Source organism: Halomonas sp. KAO, from assembly GCF_015595025.1.
Classification (GTDB): domain Bacteria; phylum Pseudomonadota; class Gammaproteobacteria; order Pseudomonadales; family Halomonadaceae; genus Halomonas.
Genome location: NZ_JADNRL010000019.1, coordinates 270,786 through 288,012 on the forward strand (window position 1 = coordinate 270,786; position 17,227 = coordinate 288,012).

Consider the following 17,227-nt stretch of genomic DNA (forward strand, 5'->3'; position numbering starts at 1 on the left):
GAGCGTGCGCCCCCGGCGCGCCGAACCGATAGCCAAGGTACCCGTTGAAAGCGATGGACGCACAGTACAAGCCCCAAGAGATCGAACGCGACGCCCAGCAGTTCTGGGAAAAGAACCAGTGCTTCAAGGCGGTGGAGGATGCCACCCGCGAGAAGTTCTACTGCCTGTCGATGTTCCCCTACCCCAGCGGCAAGCTGCATATGGGGCACGTGCGCAACTACACCATCGGCGACGTGGTCTCGCGCTACCAGCGCATGCAGGGCAGGAACGTGCTGCAGCCCATGGGCTGGGACGCCTTCGGCATGCCGGCCGAGAACGCCGCGATCCAGAACCAGGTCCCCCCGGCCGAATGGACCTACGCCAACATCGACTATATGCGCCAGCAGCTCAAGGCCCTGGGCTTCGCCTATGACTGGAGCCGCGAGTTCGCCACCTGCGATCTGGACTACTATCGCTGGGAGCAGTGGTTCTTCGCCAAGCTGGTGGAGAAGGGACTGGTCTACAAGAAGATGTCCACGGTCAACTGGGACCCCGTGGACCAGACCGTGCTCGCCAACGAGCAGGTGATCGACGGCCGCGGCTGGCGCTCTGGCGCCCTGGTCGAGCGCAAGGAGATCCCGCTGTGGTTCCTGCGCATCACCGACTACGCCGACGAGCTGCTGGCCGACCTCGACCGCATCGAGTGGCCCGAGCAGGTCAAGACCATGCAGCGCAACTGGATCGGCAAGTCCAGCGGCGTCGAGCTTGCGTTTGATATCAAGACCGCCGAGGGCGAAGTCGTCGAGCCGCTGTCGGTCTATACCACCCGCCCCGACACCCTGCTGGGGGTGACCTATGTGGCGGTGGCTGCCGACCACCCGCTGGCCCGCCAGGCCGCCGAGAACAACCCCGAACTGGCCGCGTTCCGCGAGGAGTGCGCCCAGGGCGGCACCAGCGAGGCGGAGCTTGCCACCCGCGAGAAGAAGGGCATGCCCACCGGCCATCTGGCGGTGCACCCTCTTAGCGGCCGTGAGGTGCCGGTCTATGTGGCCAACTTCGTGCTGATGGAGTTCGGTACCGGCGCGGTGATGGCGGTACCCGCCCATGACCAGCGCGACTGGGAGTTCGCCACCAAGTATGAGATCGCCATCGAGCCGGTGATCGCCGACGAGAACGGCCAGGTGCCGGATCTCTCCGAAGGCGCCCATGACGAGCACGGCATCCTGATCAACTCCGGCGAATTCGACGGTCTCGACTTCGAGGCGGCCTTCGACGCCATCGCCGCCAAGCTTGCCGAGCTCGGCCGCGGCGAGGTCAAGACCCACTACCGCCTGCGCGACTGGGGCGTGGCGCGCCAGCGTTACTGGGGCGCGCCCATCCCGGTCAAGTATGGTCCCGAGGGTCAGACCGAGCCGCTCTCCGATGAGGAGCTGCCGGTGGCCCTGCCCATGGAGGTCACCGTGGACGCCACCGGCTCGCCGCTCAAGCGCATGCCGGAGTTCTCCGACCTGGGCGACGGCTGGGTACGCGAGACCGACACCTTCGACACCTTCATGGAGTCCTCCTGGTACTTCGCGCGCTTCTGCTGCGCCGACAACCAGGAGGCGATGCTCGACGAGCGCGCCGACTACTGGCTGCCGGTGGACCTCTATATCGGCGGCATCGAGCACGCCATCCTGCACCTGCTCTACGCCCGCTTCTTCACCAAGCTGATGCGCGACCTGGGCATGGTCAACGTCGACGAGCCCTTCCAGCGCCTGCTGACCCAGGGCATGGTGATCGCCGAGACCTACTACCGCCAGGCCGATAACGGCGGCAAGCTGTGGTTCAACCCCGCCGATGTCGAGGTCAAGCGCGACGACAAGGGTCGCCCGGTCAGCGCAGTGCTGCTCGAGGACGGCCTGCCGGTGGAGATGGGCGGCATCGAGAAGATGTCCAAGTCGAAGAACAATGGCGTCGACCCTCAGTCGATGATCGACCGCTTCGGCGCCGACACCGTGCGCCTGTTCATGATGTTCGCCGCCCCGCCGGAGCAGTCCCTGGAGTGGTCCGATGCCGGCGTCGAGGGGGCCCATCGCTTCCTCAAGCGCCTCTGGCGCCTGGTCGGCGAGCACCTCGAGGCGGGCCAGCCCGGCACGCTGGACGTCGCCAATCTGGATGACGCCCAGCGCGAGCTGCGTCGCAAGACCCACGAAACCATCAAGAAGGCGGGCGACGATATCGGCCGACGCACCACCTTCAACACCGCCATCGCCGCGGTGATGGAGCTGACCAACGCCATCGGCCAGTTCCAGAAGCAGAGCGACTCGTCTTCGCCTCAGGACCTCGCCGTGGCGCGCGAGGCCGTGGAGGCCTGCGTGCTGCTGCTCGCGCCCATCATCCCCCACGCCTGCCATGCGCTGTGGTCGGCGCTGGGCCATGCCGAGCCGGTGATCGACGCCAGCTGGCCGGCGCTTGACGAGAGCGCCCTGGCCCGCGACACCATCGAGCTGGTCGTGCAGGTCAACGGCAAGCTGCGGGCGCGCATCGAGGTGCCCGCCGATGCCGACAAGGCCACGGCCGAGGCCGCGGCCTTCGCCTCCGACAACGTCCAGCGCCACACCGAGGGCAAGACGGTCCGCAAGGTGATCGTCGTGCCGGGCAAGCTGGTCAATATCGTGGTGGGCTAAGCCATGCAGCGACGCACCTTCCTCACCCTGGGTCTGGTCGGCGGTGCCGGCCTGGCTCTCGCCGGCTGCGGCTTTCAGTTGCGCGGCCTGAACAGTCCATCGGCACCGATGAGCGAGCTCGCCCTGGCGGGGTCCGACAGCGACCTGGCCAGGCGGGTCGAGCAGCGCCTGGTCGCCGCCGGTACCCTGGTCCATGACGGCGCCGACCGGATTCTCAACCTGGGCAGACCCGATATTCGCCAGCGCCGCGTCAGCGTGCTGGAGTCGGGGCCGCGGGACGAGGAGATGCGGCTCGTCGCCCCCTTCTCGGTGCAGCGCGCCGACGGGGCCTATCTGCTCGACCAGCAGCGCCTCGAGATCAGCCGCCGCTACAGCGTGGATGACGGTGACCTGCTGGGCCGCGAGGAGCGTCGCGACACCGTGCGCGAGGAACTGCTCGAGGAGGCCGCCCTCCAGCTGATCGAGCGACTGCGCGGCCTGTCATGAAGGTCTTCCCCGACAAGCTGGCCGACGCCCTGGCGAAGAAGCTGCCGCCGGTGGTGATCGTCGCCGGCGAAGAGCCCCTGCAGCATATGGAAGCCTGCGACGCCGTGCGCGCCGCCGCGCGTTCACGCGGCATCGAGGAGCGCGAGATCCTGCATGTCGAGGGCAGCTTTGCCTGGGGACGCCTCCACGAGGCCTCGGCCAGCCTATCGCTGTTTGCCAGTGCCAAGCTGATCGAGCTTCGCCTCTCCGGCAGCAACCTCGGCCAGGAGGGCACCAAGGCGCTGAGAGCTTATGCCGAGGAGATGAAGGCCAGCGACAACGTGCTGCTGCTGGCCATGGGAAAGCTCGACTTCCGCCAGCAGAAGAGTGCCTGGTTCCAGGCGCTCGACAAGGCGGGCCTGTTCGTACCGGTGTGGCCGGTGGATGTCTCGAGGCTGGGCTTCTGGCTGCGCGATCGCGCCTCTCGCCATGGCCTCAATCTCGATCTCGACGCCGCTCGCCTGCTGGGCGAACGCACCGAGGGCAATCTGCTCGCCGCCGACCAGGAGCTGCAGAAGCTCGCCCTGCTGCTGCCCGCCGGCGCCCGGGTCACGCCCCGCGAGGTCGCCGGCGGTGTGGAGGACAGCGCGCGCTTCGATGTCTTCACCCTGGTGGATGCCTGCCTCAAGGGCGAACGCTCGCGGGTCGCCCGCATCATGGCCGGGCTTGCCGGCGAAGGGGTGGAGGCCCCCATCGTGCTGTGGGCCCTGACCAGGGAGCTGCGTACCCTGCTCTCCCTGCATCAGCACCTCGACCAGGGCCAGAGCTTCGACCACGCCTGCAAGGCGCAGAAACCTGCCATCTTCGAGAAGCGCCGCACCGCCTATCAGCAGGCCCTCTCCCGCCTGCCGGTCAAGCGACTGCACAAGCTGTTGCTGTTTGCCCAGCGGCTGGACCTCTCCATTAAGGGTGCCGCTACCCTGCCCCTCCAGGATGGCCTCCATGACCTGGCACTGACCCTCGCCGGCGGCCGCGGCCTGCTCGCCGAGCTGCCCTCCTCCTACCGTATCGCCTGACCTGGCTCGGCCGAATGGGGGCTGCCCCAAAGGACGGGGTCAGACCCCAGTGGAAGCTAATAGTCCAGGACCTTGTGGGCAAGGGTATGAAATTTCACACCATTTCATTCTATACTGGGCGAGTATCATCGTGACCCCACCCAGTCGCCAGGACGCGACGCGTGGGCCATCCAGGAGCCGGAAATCCACACAGAGCCCCATACGAAGAAAAGGAACACCGACATGATGAAGAAGCTTTACCGCTACCTCAGCCCGCTGCTGATCCTCGCCCTGATGCTGGGCAGCCTGCCGGTCGTGGCCGCACCCGCTCCCGCCGGTGGCATGATCACCACCCAGGAGGCTCTCGCCGCCGAGCGTAGCCAGTCGGATCGCGAACGGATCCATGCCGTGCTGGCCCGCGATGACGTGCGCGATCAGCTGGTCGCCCAAGGCGTGGACCCCGCCGAGGTCGAGGCCCGTGTCGCCGCGCTCTCCGATGCAGAGGCCGCCCAGATGGCCGAGCGCCTCGATCAGATGCCTGCCGGCGCCAGCGTGGTCGGTGCCCTGTTCGCCGTCTTCGTGATCCTGCTGGTCACCGATATCCTCGGCCTGACCAACGTCTACCCCTTCACGCGTTGATAGGTGCCAGCATGATCGACTGCCCTCAACGGCAGCCGACCCGCGACAGGAACGCCCGCCACGCGGGCGTTCTTGCGTTGGTGCTGCTGCTTCTGCTGCTCTCCGGCTGCGCGACCACGCCCCGGCTCGATAGCGCCACCCGCAGCGCGGTGGCGCCGCACGTGCTGATCGACGAGGTCCCCTTCCACGGCCAACGCGACTACCAGTGCGGCCCCGCCTCCCTGGCCATGGTGCTCCAGCATGACGGCGTGGCGACCGATGTCGACGCCCTGATTCCCCAGGTCTTTACCCCCGGCCGCGAGGGTAGCGTGCAGCCGGAGATGCTGGCCACGGTGCGCCGCCAGGGGCGAATCCCCTTCGTCATTGAAGGTCGCTTCGAGACCCTGCTCCGTGAACTCGATGCCGGTCATCCGGTGGTGGTGATGCAGAATCTCTCCCTGCCCGCCTGGCCATTGTGGCACTACGCCGTGGCCATCGGCTACGATTTGCAGGAAGAGACGATGATCCTGCACAGCGGCATGGAGGCCAGGCGCAAGGAGTCCTTCAAGCGCTTCGATGCCACCTGGGCACGCAGCGATCGCTGGGCCTTCGTGGCGCTTCCCCCCGGGGAGCTGCCAACCACCATCGGCACCGAGGCAGCCCTCCAGGCGATCGGTGATTTCGAGGCGGTGCACGGCAGTCAGGCAGCGCTCCCCGCCTGGGAGGCACTCGCCAAGCGCTATCCGGCGAACGCCACGGCCCACTTCGGCCTGGGCAATGCCCGCCATGCCGGTGGCGATCTCGAGGGGGCCATCGACGCCTTCACCGCTGCCGCGGCGGTGGACGAATCGCATGCCCCGGCATGGCTTAACCTGGGGCTCGCCCTGGAGGCAGCCGGACGCAGGGAGCCGGCCCTCGAGGCCCTGGCGCGCGCCGCGGCACTCCCCGGGCGCTGGCAGTCGCACAGCCGCGAAGCCCTGGAGCGCTTTGGCGAGTAACGAGGAGCGAGGAAGAGCGAATGAGCTATCACATTGAGATCAAGGGCATCGCCCGGCCCGCCGAACCTGGTGACGGCGCCCGCGTGCTGGTGGATCGATTGTGGCCCCGGGGGCGTTCCCGGGAAGCACTGGCGCTTGACGACTGGTACCGTGACGCCTCGCCGAGCCCGGCGCTCAGGCGCCAGTATCAGCAGGGAGAGGTCAGCCCGACCGTGTTCGCCGTCCGTTATCGCGGCGAGCTACGCGACCACCCCGAACGGCTGCTGCCGCTGATGCGCCAGGTCCGTTATCGTGGGGCCCTCACCCTGCTGACCGCCGAACGTGATCTCGATGCCTCGCCGCTGCCGATACTGAAGGAGTGGCTGCTCTTCGCCCTTCAGGAGGAGGATGCGGCAGACAGGGAACCCAGCTCGCCGCCCTGCTACAGGTATTTGTTCGAAGATCTTGGATAGAAGGTGCGTGCGGGGAGGAGAGAAATGAGTAGTCAGGCCACATGCCGAAGCCCCAGGCGTTTACGGTAATCATCCAACCTCCCCTGGGGAGCGGCGTAGAGAATACCCTCACGCTTGAAAACGACCACTAAGGTGGCGCATAGAATTCTGAGATCTAGCCAAAGCGTTTGTTGTTCAACGTATTCCACATCCAGTCTCAGCTTTTTCTCCCAGCTGACATCCTGTCGTCCGTTGACCTGAGCCAGCCCGGTCACTCCGGGGCGAACCTCGTGGCGGCGCCGCTCGTCGTTTATGATGTAAGGAAGATATTCCATCAGCAATGGGCGTGGCCCCACGAAAGACATATCGCCTTTGAGGATATTGAACAGCTGAGGAAGCTCATCGAGGCTTGCACGACGGATACAAAGTCCGAGACGAGTCACACGCTCTTCGTCAGGCAGAGGGCGCCCCTGATCGTCTCCTGCATCACGCATGGTTTTGAACTTGATCACCTGAAAGGGAATCTCGTCCTTTCCTGGACGCCACTGACGGAAAAAGACCTCCCCGCCCATATCGAATCGTATTAGCAAGGCTACAACGAGCATGATAGGGCTCAGTAACAGAAGCAAGATGGCGGCCATTGCAATATCGAAGGTGCGTTTTATCATGACAGCTTCACCCATTCGTCGAGGTTAGGAGAAAACTCCGACAGCTCGTAACGAGCCCCGGCAACGCGACCTAGCTGATCAACGCGCCCCTCAGCAAACCAGGCGACGACCTGAACGAACATTCGGCACATCTGCTGGAAAACCCTCTGGCGGTTCTCCTCGTCGCTAAGCTCAGGATCATGAGGCCTGGCCGCCTGGAGAATCGGACTACCAGTATCCATACCTTCATCCACGAAATGGGCGGTTGCCCCAATAAACTTGCAGTTGGCTTTCAGCGTATCGCCGAACCCATCCAGGCCGGGGCAGGCAGGCAGGATAGCGGGATGAAAATTGATGATGTGCCCTCGGTATTTCTGCAGAAACAGTCCAGAGAGCAGCCTGGAATATGAAGAGATAAAGAGATCCACCTCGGGCTGGTCAAGGAAATAATCATAGAGGGCATCCGAGAACTCCCTGCCGGTGCGACATGGCAAGACCTCAACGGCAACCCCATGTTGTCGGGCGACCTCTACGGCACCGCACTCGCGGTCGCACACCACGAGGGCAATGTGCTGCCTGCAGGCCTCCACCTTGAGTGCCTGATCAAGCACACTGCCGCCTGAAGACGCCAGCACCACCATGTTCTTGCTCTTCGTCATGTCACACCAACCCGGAGATTTCGTGATTTCTAAAGCGCTTGAGCCTCAGCCAAGGCGCCCGACATCAACCCTGGCCCTTCTGATAGAAGCGTTCAACATCGGGCTGATACCACTCGTCTAGATTCACCGGAACCCGGCTGTTGTAGCCCAGTAACTGCCGAGTCAGCGCCGATAGGTTCCGTCCATACTCCTCTCCCAGCATGCGTGCGTAATCCATCTGCGGCTTAATGAAGGGTCGGGTGAAGCCGCTGGTTAGGGCGACACGAGTATCTTCAGTCTTGTTCTGTCCACCGCGGTGCCAAAGATAGGAGTTGAAGAACACCACGGAACCGGCAGGACCGGTGACCGGCACAAGATTGGCCTCGAACTCCTCATCGGTGGGTTTCTTTTCCGTGAGATGAGAACCAGGCAGGATCTGGGTAGCACCATTCTCGACGGTAAAGTCATCGAGCATCACGATCATGTTAAGGCGCGCCTTATAACCAGGAATGTAAGTGCCGATGTCACGATGCACGCTGTGCAGGTAATTGCGCTTGCGTGCATAGCCTGCCGTAGGTGTACTGCAGCACAAGGTGTAGGGCTTTTCATCGAAGTAGCGTGCTATGTAATCGTGGAAGAGGTGCATGTGATAGAACCTGTCGAGACTATCATTGCCCCCAACCGTCTGATGCGCCGTACCATCACCGGCATCATTCAACCCACGCTTGACCTGGTAGCTTTCACAGATATCAATCCACTTGAATACGTCAGCCTTCATCTCAGCGACCAAATCATCGTCCACTGCCTTCTCGAAGATGACCCATCCTGCTTCATTCATCTGGTGCTCATACTCTGTCATCGCCATTCCGGTATACATTTTCAATACCCCAGCTACAGAAGTACCCAAATTAATATCACGCGCCAACAGCCAAGGCGTTCCCATACTCATGCAAAGAAGTGGTCGTCTAATCTTTCACGCCAACCCGATGCACGTTATTACTCTTCACATACATAATATTACACTCCGCACCGACACCTTTCCTGCACCATTTTTCTCATTCAATAATGCTTAAAATACTAAGTTTTGGGGGCTACATGGCGGCTGCTCGTGTTGTTCACAGAGAACGTGACGGGGCTTGCTGTCGTCTCGCACCCCACCAGGCCCAAGAATTGGCCTCACCGGCAAAGGCTGGAAGCTCATGGAGTCAGGAGGGTTCTCGGGATGAGCTACAGTAGAGCCCCCATAGCACGCACAGCCAGCCCGTGTAGAGGGTTACCCCCACGGGATAGAACATGAAGCTATAGCTCAGACCGAAGCCGAAGCTGCCCACCACCAACAGCACGGCGCAGGTGGCCAGGGCGCGGCGCCTGGGACAGCTATCACCGAGTCCTGACCAGAACAGCACCACCGGTACGATATAGAGCATCAACAGTGCCAGAACCCCCAGCAGCCCACGGCGCACCCAGGCATCCAGAAGGTCACTGTGCGAATGAACGTAACCCGCCACCCTCGGATCAAGCTGCCCGTCGGCTCCCAGGCGCTCCAGTTCCAGTCGCGACTCCCGCGAGCCCCAGCCATACACGGGCCGTTCGGCAATCAACATGATCGCACCGCGCCATATCTCGAGCCGCGCACCAGTTTCCACGCTCCGCTCGCCCTGCAGGTAGCGTGTCGCATGCTCGAGGCCACCGGTGATTCGCTGCTGCACACCGGTCTGGGGCAGCATGACCACTAACGCAAGCGCCAATATCCCCCCCGACGCCAAGGTCAGCACCTGGAAGCTGCTGAAGCCCCGGCCATAGACCCACCACAACACTCCCAACAGAACCGGCAGCGTCACCCAGCCGCCTCGGGTACCCGAGAGGATCGACCCCAGCAGGCCCCCACCGGCTCCCACCAGCAACGCCACTACCCAGAGTGAGGAGCGCCGATAGCCCCAGGCCCACCCCAGTCCGGCCAGGCAGAACATCGCCAGTAGCAGGCTGAAGTTGCCATAGAGAATCGCGTTCAGGCTCCCGGACCCTTCGGAGCGCACCTCATGCCAGACAGCGCGCTGCCACAGGCTGAACACACCACTCGCCACCCCACCGGTTAATGCACCGGCCCAAAACCACGCCGAGGCGGGGGGAAATCGTAATAGCACCATCAGCATGGGGGCCATCAGCATGGTCGGCCACACCAGCTGGAACGCCTGCAGCGTCTCGCCGTGCCAGCTACTACCCAACAGCCACAGGAACGCGAACAGGGCGCAGACAACCGGCAGCACCATGGGCAGGGCATAATCCCATAACCGGGTTAATGACCATCCGAACACCGGAATCGCCATGCTCAATAGAATGATGAAGGCCAGATAGCTGCCAGGGAAAGTTAGCGCCAGCGCTCCCGCTGACCAAACAGCCAAACCGGTCCAAGCCCGCATCATCCTTGCTCCCTTGGTGGCTGACTGATAACGGCTGATACTAGTGGCCGACACTAGACACGCCCGGTATCTCCATCGCCTCCGCAGGACCCGACATGGAGACCACCTCAGCTTGTCTATTGATTCGCGCCATCTGCACCAGACGGTCGCACTTTGCCACGCTCACCCCGGCACACAGTTCACACCAGCGGGAGGTGGGCTCCCGCCCCTGGGCCCAGGCGATCAGTGCCGCCGGTACATCAGCCCCCGCTTCGGCACTGAAGGGATAGCCGCCGCCAAAGCGCGGATTGAGCTCCAGCAGATAGACCCGCTGGCCATCGTAAAAGAGATCGCAGTCGAGATTGCCTATATGGCCCAGCGCCTGTCCCAGGCGCTCCCCCACGGCCTCGAGCACCGGGTGTGACTCGGTGGTGGCGCGTTCGGTCTCCCCGGCCCGCATCGACAGCTTGCGCTTGACGAAGGTCGCGCGATAGCGCCCCGACAGATCGTTGACCACATCGAGGCCATACTCCTGCCCCGGCAGCGCGGACTGAATGATCAGGCCACTGCCGTCAACGGCGTCCTGACGCAGCCCCAGGGCCGGAAAACGGTGCTGGCTCCAGCGCCAGGCCAGCACCAGCGTTTCACGATCCTCGACCCATTCGACCCCCAGCGAGGCGCTACCCCAGCGTGGCTTGATAATCAGGGGGAACTGAATCTCGTTGCAGTCGAGGGCCACCAGCGCGGCCTCAAGGCTGTGATAGGTCTTCGGGGCAAGCAGTCCTACCTGTTCGGCGAAGCGTGCCGTGGCCAGCTTGTCGGCGGCGAGCTCGACCACCTCCAGAGAGGAGACCAGCACCCGGGTACCGATAGCGGAAAAGCGCGCCTGCTCACGGGCCAGCAACGGCAGCTCGTGGTCGTTCAAGGGCACCAGCAGAGCAATCTGCTTCTCCGCACACAGTGCCAGCAGCTCGTCGATATAGTCCGGGGCATCGACCCGCGGCAGGATAACCGCCTCGTCGGCCTCCCGCAGCGCCGTAGCCTGGTCGGAGCAGTCGGCCGCTACCAGTTGACCGACACCCCCCAAGGCATGACGAAAATAGGCGATCAGATAGTTACGTCTACCGGCACAGGTGAAAAGTATGTTCATGATCAGCATTTTCCTTGTTATTTGAGGCCGGCTGAGACGCCTGGGGTGCATCAAGCTGCTGCATATAGCTGGCGAGAATGGTCGCTTCCCCATCGGCACACTTGAGGACGCGCCCCTCAAGATCGACGACCCCACAGGCCGGCACGATGAAGGGAGGGGTATAGTTCAGGGAGTAGGCACCGCGATTCTTGACCAGCACGAAGTCCCCCGGCTGCAGAGCCGCCGTGAAGTCTTTACAGATCACGTCATGCTCCATGCAGGTGTGTCCCACCAGCTTTAAAGACTGCGGCTGGCTCGCCTCGTCGCGGCTCGCGCTCACGGCCTCAAGTAGCGGTGCCACGCTGGAACGCGTCGGATTCACGGCGTTGATGCTGGTATCCAGCAGCGCCTGCCAGCCATCGCGACGCTGTCGCACCTCCATCACCCGGGCGGCCAGGCACATGGTATTGGCCACCAACGAGACACCCGGCTCGACTACCAATCGTGTTACCGCCGAAGGCCGGTGGTGCACGAACGCCTCGCCGATGGCATCGGCATACTCCTCCAGAGAGGGCACCGGGAAGGAAAACTGAGAACGCAGACTGGCCGGCATCTCACCGAGCAAGCCTCCCCCGATATTGATCGTCTCGATGGGGTGGGTCGGAAGCAGGCGACTGGCCACCTCGCACAGCCGCCGGATACGCCGCACCGGATCCTCCACCCCCAGCGCACGACATGTCGCATGACAGTGCAGCGCCACCACCTCGACCCCAGGCAGGGCCTCCAGATGTGTGAGGGCCTCGTCGAGTTCACCGTTTTCCACATCGAAGCCGAAGCGGCTCATCAACTGCGATGATGGGAAGTTGAGGCGCAGCCCGACTCTCACCCGTGGCAACTCGCCGGCGAGCCGAGCAAGGGACTCGAGCTCGGCGAACGAGTCCAGATTGACCTGGCTACCCGCCTCGAGGGCGAACCGCAGATCCGCCTCACGCTTGATCGGCCCGTTGTAGATGATTCGCTCGGCCAGCAGAAAGCGGCGCGCCACGTCATATTCAAAGCGAGAGACCACCTCCACTTGACCCTGCATATCCGCCACGCAGGCCACGAGGGCCGGCATATAGTTCGCTTTGAGCGCATAGGCCACATCGGTGCCGGGCCAGTGCTGCCGTAGGCGACCCCGTAGTCCGAGATAATTGCGCCGAAAGGCCGCTTCGTCGAAGAGGTAGAAGCTGTCGCCGACCTCTCGTGCGATCTTGTCCAGAAATGCATGCTCGCACATCGTCATATCATCCTCGCTCCGTATCGGTAAAAGTGCTCGCCCGACGGGCGATACCACTCAGACTCACCGGAACCCGCGCGTTATTACCAAGCATCTGGCGCGTCAGCGGCGATAGCGAGCATCCATACTCCTTACCCAGCCTGCGTGCATGGTTCACCGCCGGCTTGATACGGAAGCCGACGACCCTTGAACCAAGTTTCCTCTTCACCGCCCCACACCGCTTGCCGAATATCTTCTTGGACATGCCTCCAGAGAGAAAGCACCTGTAAGATCCAGACACATTTCCAGGTCACGACCATATCGACCCGACTCACGAAAGCCTTGACGCAAGTAGAAACGAATCGCCGGCCAGTCCCTGTGTGAAATTTGCAGGGTTAAACAGTCGAAGCCCCTTGCCACCGCCAACGCTGCCGTCGCCTCCAACAGGGACCGAGCCATGCCACCGCGACGCCCCTCGGATGCCAACAAGAGGAGCGTGATGAAAGCGCTCGGCTGGCCAGGATCATAGGTATAGAAGGCGCAGAAGCCGGCCAAATGGCCATCGACGATAAGCACCGCGATATCGGCCTTCTCCAGAATCTTGGTGACATAGGCATCGAGATCGATACCGTGCACCAGCTCCCCCTGCTGACGCGCCTGCTCTTCATGGGTCAAGCGCCGCAGTTCATCGGCATACAAGCTGTGTTCACTGGGGGCCAGGACTCTGGTGTTCCACGATGATGAACCGGCACGGACGCGAACACGCTTTTTGGTAACACCACGAGTACGACTCGCCGGAATCAACTGAAGGCTCATTGGCAGCTCCCGCCCAAGTAACATTTCGACCATCAATGTCACTCATTGTTACACTTTACGTGAAACGCTGCCGTACGAATTATTTAGTCACTTGAAACAGACACACTCAGTCCAGCCAGGACGAGTAAGGGGGGGTCTGTTAGCGCCTGAAAGGGTGAGGCATCTGATCTCGAAGCGCCGAACGACGTCAGATCACTGACTGGATTCGGCGGAGGAGAATCCGAGCATGAGAAAAATCATCACACTCAATGAGAGATGGATTCGGTAAACTTATGTATCAATAGTAAGTTTTGTAAATTGGATCGCAAGCGTGTCACGCTCAGGATGCGGCACAGCCGATCGCGATCGCCGACAGGAGATGACAGCATGCTGGACGGCCCCTTTCCCCCCTGGCCCTCCTATACCCAAGAGGAAGCCGACGCGGTGACACGCGTGCTGATGTCCAATCGTGTCAACTATTGGACCGGACAGGAGTGTCGACAATTCGAGAGGGAGTTTGCCGGCTACGTGGGGGTACAGCATGCCATCGCCGTCGCAAACGGCACCAACGCGCTGGACCTGGCCTTGAAGGCACTCGACATCGGCCCAGGCGACGAGGTGATCGTCACCTCCCGCACCTTCCTGGCCTCGGCCTCGAGCATCGTCAATGCCGGCGCCAGCCCCATCTTCGCCGACATCGATCGCGACTCCCAGAACATTACCGCCGCCACGGTCGCCCCCCTGATCACGCCGAGAACGCGGGCCATCATCGCCGTGCATCTGGCGGGCTGGCCCTGTGAGATGGATGAGCTCAGGGCACTGGCAAACGACAACCACCTCGCCCTGATCGAAGACTGTGCCCAGGCCCATGGCGCCCGTTATCACGGCAATCGCGTGGGCAGCCTGGGAGATATCGCCGCATGGTCCTTCTGCCAGGACAAGATCATGACCACCGGCGGTGAAGGTGGCATGGTCACCACCCAGAACAGCGAACTATGGCAGCGCATGTGGGCCTACAAGGATCATGGCAAGAGCTGGTCAGCCGTCTACGAACGCCAGCATCCAGCCGGGTTTCGCTGGCTGCATGAAAGCATCGGCACCAACTGGCGTCTCACCGAGATGCAGGCCGCCATCGGTCGCATTCAACTTGGCCGAATGCCGGAATGGAAGGCCACACGCCAGGCCCATGCCCGGCGCATATGGAACACCGCCCAGGAGCTTCCCGGCCTCAGGGTGCCGCACATTCCTGCATATATCGACCACGCCGCCTACAAGTGCTATCTCTTCGTCGAGCCTGAGCACCTCAAGGCAGGATGGGACCGAGACCGCATCCTGCATGCCATCGTCAGTCAGGGGGTGCCCTGCTTCAGCGGCTCCTGCTCGGAGGTCTATCGCGAGAAGGCCTTCGGGCCCAGGGGCGATCACCCCGGCTGGCACCCCGCAACGCGGCGGCCGGTAGCCCGGGAACTAGGCGATACAAGCCTGATGTTTCTGTGTCACCCGACTCTCGGGGCGGCTGAACTCGACAGAACCTGTGATGTGCTGGAAAGCGTGATGCGGGAGGCTTGCCAACGTCGAGACCTTCCCAACGGCACCCCCAGCCTCTAAACGCTGGACCAGATTAACAAACGCAGGTCCCAGATCAACAAACCTGCCCTGACACAAGGGAGCCCTGCCATGCTACGTACCCGCTGGTTGAACGCCTTGCCGGCGCTCGCCCTGCTCCTACCCCCGGCACTTGCGGCCCACGCCGACTCCTCTTCACTCTCGAACCCGGAGCCTAGCCCAGAGATGATCCAGATCCATATCGGCGGCAGCGAAGGCACCCGCTACCATGGCAACCTGACCGTGTCATCGCAGGACGATACGCAGACCCACCGGCTGGAGGGCACCGCCCCCACTCAGCTGACCTACCCTGGTGAACAGGCCAGGCTGGAGCTGACCCAGCAGAGCCCGGGTAGTTTGACCATCGAGGTTATCAAGCGAGGTAATCGCAGCGTCTCACGCGTATCGGGTGTGGGGAGTCGCATTCAGGTATCGGTCAACTAACGAGGCGAAGCAATAGCAACACGAGCCGAAGCAATAGCAACATCCATTAATATGAAACCGGCCTCCTGGGAGGCCGGTTGCTTTGGAGCAGATTCCTTTTGAGCCAGTGCTGCTCTTGAGGCAGGAGCTCTTACTGAACCACGAGAGCGTTGTTGCCCCAACCACTCTGAGTGGTGACAGCCCAGTTGCCTCCCCCAGTCTGGGTATGGGTCGCCGTGTTGAAGGCGCCATTGGCCTGCGAGATGTAGGAGAAGTTACCCACGCCTGCCTGGCTCACATTCGCATCGCCGAAGGCTCCGGTCTGGCTGACCAGCGAGACGTTACCCAGGCCTGACTGGCTAACATCGGCGTCGTTGAGCAGCCCATCCTGATGCACATAGGAGTAGTTCCATTCCCCATCCTGGGAGACGCTGGCCATATCACCGACACCACTCTGGTCGATATCGGAAGTATTCGCCCAGCCAGTCTGGCTGACATCGGCCCCATTGCCGGCACCACCCTGATCAATATAGGAGGTGTTCGACATGCCGGCCTGGCTGACCTCGGCACCGTTAAGCACGCCACTCTGGTTAATCATGGAGTCGTTCCACGCGCCAGTCTGACTGACATCGGCGCTGTTAAGAAGACCGCCCTGATTCAGCTCGGCGTAGTTCTTCTTACCAGACTGCTCGACACTGGAATCACCCACCAGCCCCGTTTGATTCACGTTGGCCGTGTTGTCACCACCCCAGATTCCCCAGGCACCATTGCTCTGGCTAACGGTGGAGTCGTTGAACGACCCAGTCTGATTGACGTTGGCGGTGTTATCACTGCCGCTCTGATTGACCTCGGATTCGTTGTAGTAGTTGGTCTGATAAACATTGGCTTCCTGACGGTAGCCACGCTGATCGACACTGGATTTATGACCAACACCATGCTGCTCAACGGTCGCATCATTGTTGCGGTCGCGCTGCTCGATACTAGAGTTATTGTAGGAACCCTTCTGGGTCACCTCGGCATCGTTGCCCCGACCTGTCTGATAGCTGAAGGAGTCATTGCTCCAACCTTCCTGATGGATGCTTGCTTCCTGATAGGAGCCAGTCTGGAGCACCTCGGCATCATTGTAATCGCCAAGCTGAGTGATATTGGAGGTCTGATTACCGTTGCCACGATCCTGAGCGACCAGCGCATCATTGCCCCAGCCCGTTTGATAGGTGTTGGCAACGTTACCACCGCTGGCCATCGCATGGCTGCTGATCATGGCGATAGAGGCGGCAAGTAAAGTCATCTTCATTTTCATGATTGATCCCCTTCGTATTGTGCCCTGGTTTAGCTATTGTTGGCATTCACCAGGAGGTCGTTACATGAAGTCGCTGACCCCAGTCGACTCCACAGCACCAGATGTCCATATTGATCTATCAATGCTGGATCACCTGGATGGCTGCCTGACCACGCGAGTGCTGTATTACCTCAACAGGCGCTCGACGCGTGGATCCCACTTGCATGATGCTCGCACTGCCGTGAACACCACTCTGAACAATGGACGCTTGCTTGCCGACACCGCGTTGCTCGATGGTAGCCCCATGGCCATATCCCGATTGTGCGATGCTCGCCTCGAGATATCCGCCAGCCTGCAGCACCGCCGCGTCATGCTGCTGCCCCACCTGATCGATTTCGGCAAGGTTGTAGTAACCTCGCTGTACGATCAGTGCCTCCTGCCCTTGACCGGACTGGAAGATATTGGCCTCATGACTGATACCGTCCTGGTCGGTTCTGGCCAGGTTATTGACCACAAAACTCGGCGACACCTGCCCGAACTCCGACTCGAGGTGCAGATCACCGGCATCAGCGGTCGGCGTCATCGATACCCCGGTAGCGAAAGCGATACAGCCAAGAGCCATTAACGTTTTCATAGGAAGTTCGCCTCGCCTCGTAATCATTGTTGTGTCATTTCTGATGTTTCTTGAGCGTTGTTTCATACCGCCCTTGATGCTTACAAGTATTTACATAAAGAAACGCATCAGCAATCATCGTATTTCATTATTTTTGAAGGCGAGATAACTCATCATTTTGGCCTTGCTAGATCATCTTTTCTCATACTGAGAAAATGGCTCGCAT

General features: G+C 61.7%; 17 protein-coding genes. 8 read left to right on the forward strand and 9 right to left on the reverse strand.

Annotation, left to right across the window (positions count from 1 at the left end; genetic code table 11):
* The first annotated feature begins 53 nt into the window (after window positions 1-53).
* The 6 genes from leuS to IOC61_RS07540 all read left to right on the forward strand — a co-directional run bounded on the left by leuS (window position 54) and on the right by IOC61_RS07540 (window position 6,236).
* Window positions 54-2,648, forward strand: coding sequence for a leucine--tRNA ligase (gene leuS / locus IOC61_RS07515; RefSeq protein WP_195688239.1), 2,595 nt, complete (start codon window positions 54-56; stop codon window positions 2,646-2,648).
* Window positions 2,649-2,651: 3 nt separating this feature from the next.
* The gene (gene lptE, locus IOC61_RS07520) at window positions 2,652-3,134 is read left to right on the forward strand and encodes an LPS assembly lipoprotein LptE (RefSeq protein WP_195688240.1); all 483 of its coding nucleotides are present in this window, start codon (window positions 2,652-2,654) and stop codon (window positions 3,132-3,134) included.
* Window positions 3,131-4,189, forward strand: a complete 1,059-nt coding sequence (gene holA, locus IOC61_RS07525) for a DNA polymerase III subunit delta (RefSeq protein ID WP_195688241.1) — start codon at window positions 3,131-3,133, stop codon at window positions 4,187-4,189. The genes lptE and holA overlap by 4 nt, the downstream gene beginning before the upstream one ends.
* A 225-nt stretch (window positions 4,190-4,414) precedes the next feature.
* Window positions 4,415-4,807, forward strand: coding sequence for a PA2779 family protein (locus IOC61_RS07530; RefSeq protein WP_195688841.1), 393 nt, complete (start codon window positions 4,415-4,417; stop codon window positions 4,805-4,807).
* Window positions 4,808-4,818: 11 nt separating this feature from the next.
* Entirely contained in the window at window positions 4,819-5,784 is a 966-nt protein-coding gene (locus tag IOC61_RS07535) for a PA2778 family cysteine peptidase (RefSeq protein ID WP_195688242.1), read from the forward strand.
* 20 nt (window positions 5,785-5,804) lie between these two features.
* Window positions 5,805-6,236, forward strand: coding sequence for a DUF488 domain-containing protein (locus IOC61_RS07540; RefSeq protein ID WP_195688243.1), 432 nt, complete (start codon window positions 5,805-5,807; stop codon window positions 6,234-6,236).
* Between the two features lie 32 nt (window positions 6,237-6,268).
* Here IOC61_RS07540 and IOC61_RS07545 read toward each other — a convergent pair whose 3' ends face one another.
* From IOC61_RS07545 to IOC61_RS07575, 7 genes are all read right to left on the reverse strand, one after another.
* Complete coding sequence (locus IOC61_RS07545; RefSeq protein ID WP_195688244.1) at window positions 6,269-6,883, reverse strand: sugar transferase; 615 nt, start codon at window positions 6,881-6,883, stop codon at window positions 6,269-6,271.
* Window positions 6,880-7,521, reverse strand: a complete 642-nt coding sequence (gene purN, locus IOC61_RS07550; RefSeq protein WP_195688245.1) for a phosphoribosylglycinamide formyltransferase — start codon at window positions 7,519-7,521, stop codon at window positions 6,880-6,882. Before purN ends, IOC61_RS07545 begins: the two co-directional genes overlap by 4 nt.
* A 64-nt stretch (window positions 7,522-7,585) precedes the next feature.
* The gene (locus IOC61_RS07555; protein ID WP_195688246.1) at window positions 7,586-8,449 is read right to left on the reverse strand and encodes a phytanoyl-CoA dioxygenase family protein; all 864 of its coding nucleotides are present in this window, start codon (window positions 8,447-8,449) and stop codon (window positions 7,586-7,588) included.
* 256 nt (window positions 8,450-8,705) lie between these two features.
* Window positions 8,706-9,770 carry an O-antigen ligase family protein gene (locus IOC61_RS07560; RefSeq protein ID WP_195688247.1) on the reverse strand — a complete coding sequence of 355 codons (1,065 nt, stop codon included), beginning with the start codon at window positions 9,768-9,770 and terminating at the stop codon, window positions 8,706-8,708.
* 190 nt (window positions 9,771-9,960) lie between these two features.
* Entirely contained in the window at window positions 9,961-11,049 is a 1,089-nt protein-coding gene (locus tag IOC61_RS07565) for an ATP-grasp domain-containing protein (protein WP_195688248.1), read from the reverse strand.
* Window positions 11,021-12,307, reverse strand: a complete 1,287-nt coding sequence (locus IOC61_RS07570) for an alanine racemase (RefSeq protein ID WP_195688249.1) — start codon at window positions 12,305-12,307, stop codon at window positions 11,021-11,023. Before IOC61_RS07570 ends, IOC61_RS07565 begins: the two co-directional genes overlap by 29 nt.
* A 204-nt stretch (window positions 12,308-12,511) precedes the next feature.
* Window positions 12,512-13,102: a GNAT family N-acetyltransferase gene (locus IOC61_RS07575; RefSeq protein WP_195688250.1), complete on the reverse strand. Its 591-nt coding sequence runs from the start codon at window positions 13,100-13,102 to the stop codon at window positions 12,512-12,514.
* A 366-nt stretch (window positions 13,103-13,468) separates the two neighbouring features.
* On the opposite strand from IOC61_RS07575, the gene IOC61_RS07580 reads away from it, so the two are divergent.
* Window positions 13,469-14,689, forward strand: a complete 1,221-nt coding sequence (locus tag IOC61_RS07580) for a DegT/DnrJ/EryC1/StrS family aminotransferase (protein WP_195688251.1) — start codon at window positions 13,469-13,471, stop codon at window positions 14,687-14,689.
* A 69-nt stretch (window positions 14,690-14,758) separates the two neighbouring features.
* Complete coding sequence (locus tag IOC61_RS07585; protein WP_195688252.1) at window positions 14,759-15,130, forward strand: hypothetical protein; 372 nt, start codon at window positions 14,759-14,761, stop codon at window positions 15,128-15,130.
* A 130-nt stretch (window positions 15,131-15,260) separates the two neighbouring features.
* On the opposite strand, the gene IOC61_RS07590 is transcribed toward IOC61_RS07585, so the two are convergent.
* On the reverse strand, window positions 15,261-16,409 hold the full coding sequence (locus IOC61_RS07590; RefSeq protein WP_195688253.1) for a hypothetical protein: 1,149 nt from the start codon (window positions 16,407-16,409) through the stop codon (window positions 15,261-15,263).
* Between the two features lie 118 nt (window positions 16,410-16,527).
* Window positions 16,528-17,022 (reverse strand): hypothetical protein, encoded by a 495-nt coding sequence (locus tag IOC61_RS07595; RefSeq protein ID WP_195688254.1) that lies wholly within the window; start codon window positions 17,020-17,022, stop codon window positions 16,528-16,530.
* Window positions 17,023-17,227: the final 205 nt, after the last annotated feature.